Here is a 2,431-nt window from a genome sequence, read left to right on the forward strand (position 1 = left end):
CCCGCGATCTCGACGATCGACTAGCGCCGATGCGCCTCGGTGTCAACCGGGTGGGCAGAACGAGTGGCGCTGGCTTCAATGGGTCTTACACGCACCACCCCGGCATAAGGGGACTCTTCGGGTCGCAGGGGCGATGGGCGCGGTTTGTGGGGAGAGAGTGGGCCCCGCTCCATCGGAGCGGGGCCCACTCTCATGTCATCGGTCAGCCGGTCCACCGGTCACGCTGCGCCGAGTGCTCAGCACGGGATGGGAGAGTTGACGCCATGCAGCTGGTCATCGATCTGGTGCTCGCCGCACTCGGCGTGCTCACCGTGATCCGCTACGCGCGGCGCGGCGTGATCACGGGCGTGGCCGCGCTCGTCGGCTGGGTGGTCGGCTTCTGGGTCGCGCTGCGTCTGACGCCCGCGCTCGTCACGGCGATGGGCACGGTCGGCGGCCTGCAGCCGTGGCAGCGCAACCTCGTCGTGCTCGCCGTGGTGCTGCTCATCGCCGTCGTCTGCGCCGTCATCGTCATCACCATCGGCAACCTCATCCGTCGGGCGGTGCGTCCGCTTCCGGCCGCCCGCGGGTTCGACGCGGTGCTGGGTGCCGCGTTCGGCGCGCTCGCCTGGGCGGCCGTCGTCTGGCTCGCGGCCGGCTTCATCACGAGCACCGGCTTCCGCCCGGCGACGCAGCTCGCGGATTCCTCGCGCATCGTCGCTGCGCTCGACTCGTATGCCCCGATCCCCGCCACGCGCGTGTTCGCCCAGGTCGACGACGCGATCGCCGCGGCGGGACTGCCGAAGGTCTTCGAGGCCGGGCACGAGCAGATCCCGTCCGTCGAAGCTCCGCCGAGCTCGGTTCCGGACGCCGTCGATGCGGCGGCGCCGTCGATCGTCGAGGTCGTCGCCGACGAGCCCAGGTGCGGCACGGACTCCTCCGGAAGCGGCTGGGTCGTGGCATCCGATCGTGTCGTCACGAATGCGCACGTCGTGGCCGGCTCGTCCACGGTGGCCGTGCTGGTGGACGGCAAGACCGAGCGCCTGCGGGCCACGGTCGTGAGCTACGACCCCGAGACCGATCTCGCGATCCTCGCCGTCCCCGGGCTCGCGGCGAAGCCCCTCGCACTCGATTCCGCGCAGCAGGCGAAGGGCGCCGCGGTGTTCTCGGCCGGCTACCCCGGCGGCGGCGCCTACACGGTGTCGCCCGGCCGCGTGCGCACGACGGTGAGCGCCATCGGCAAGGACATCTACGACGACAAGACCGTCACGCGGCAGGTGTACTCCCTGCGCGCGGTCGTGCGCCCCGGCAACTCCGGCGGCCCGCTGCTCGACGCCCAGGGCCGTGTGACCGGTGTCGTGTTCGCCATGTCGACGACCGACCCGCAGACGGGCTACGCCCTGACCCTGGCGCAGGTGCGCCCCGCCCTCGCGAAGGCCGCGTCGTTGAGCGCGCCCGTGTCGACCGGTGCGTGCACGGCCGGCTGAGGCGCGATGCGAGCGATTCTGTGCGGATTCTTGGGCGCCGGGCCACGATCATGAAGCCATGAGCGATCGGATGCCGCGCCTGCTGCTCGTCGAGGACGACGAGCGTCTCGCCCCGATCATCGTGGAGTACCTGACCCGGGGCGCCGCCGAGCGATACGACGTGACCCATCGCGCCGACGGCGCCGCGGCGCTCGAGACCGCGCTCGCCGAGGAGTTCGACGTGATGGTGGTCGACCGTCGCCTGCCGGGCCTCGACGGGGTCGGCCTCGTGCAGGCCATCCGCCGTGCGCACATCGGCACGCCGATCATCATGCTGACCGCGCTCGGCACCGTCGACAACCGCGTCGAGGGGCTCGACGCGGGAGCGAACGACTACCTGGTGAAGCCGTTCGAGTTCGCCGAGCTGCTCGCGCGCCTGCGGGCGCTGCGGCGCAGCTACACCTCGAACGACGCCTCGCTCGCGATCGGCAGCTGGGACTTCTACCCGCAGGACCGCATCGTCGAGTCGCCCTACATCGGCCCGGTGGCGCTGACTCCCAAGGAGTCCGAACTGCTCACCCTGCTGGCCGAGAACCCGCACCGCACCTTCAGCCGCGCGCAGATCCTCTCCGCGGTGTTCTCGCCGACCGACCTGCCGGGCACCGTCGACACCTACGTGCACTATCTGCGCCGCAAGACGGAGGAGGGCGTGGTGCTGACGGTGCGCGGCAAGGGCTACCGGCTGGGGGCGCTGTGAGCGCGCGGCGGCCCCGAGACGCCGACGAGCTCGCGGTGCGGCGCGCAGCGGCATCCGTCACCCGCCAGATCTCGATCGCGACGGTCGCGCTCGTCGTGCTTATCGTCATCCTCGCGGTGATCGTCGTGATCTGGCAGTCGCAGCCGAGCGAGCTGCGTGAGAAGCCCGCCCCCGGCGAGGACAAGATCTACATCGACGCCGGGGCCGTGCTGGTCGCGCTCGCGGTGAT

3 protein-coding genes are annotated in these 2,431 nt (G+C 71.4%); all 3 read left to right on the forward strand.

The features are described from left to right. Positions 1-263: 263 nt before the first annotated feature. Complete coding sequence (locus ACM2XV_RS14280) at positions 264-1,466, forward strand: MarP family serine protease (RefSeq protein WP_487027408.1); 1,203 nt, start codon at positions 264-266, stop codon at positions 1,464-1,466. 58 nt (positions 1,467-1,524) lie between these two features. Next, positions 1,525-2,202 (forward strand): response regulator transcription factor, encoded by a 678-nt coding sequence (locus tag ACM2XV_RS14285; protein WP_487027409.1) that lies wholly within the window; start codon positions 1,525-1,527, stop codon positions 2,200-2,202. Then, positions 2,199-2,431 (forward strand): hypothetical protein (locus ACM2XV_RS14290; RefSeq protein ID WP_487027410.1); only part of this gene is annotated, 233 nt, incomplete at its 3' end. The genes ACM2XV_RS14285 and ACM2XV_RS14290, both read left to right, overlap by 4 nt.

This window comes from Gryllotalpicola sp. CP2-P1, assembly GCF_057512245.1.

What these genes read in the sequence shown, in the direction of transcription:
- ACM2XV_RS14280 (WP_487027408.1), top strand. Translation starts at nt 264, where the DNA reads ATGCAGCTGGTCATCGATCTGGTGCTCGCCGCACTCGGCGTGCTCACC.
- ACM2XV_RS14285 (WP_487027409.1), top strand. Translation starts at nt 1,525, where the DNA reads ATGAGCGATCGGATGCCGCGCCTGCTGCTCGTCGAGGACGACGAGCGT.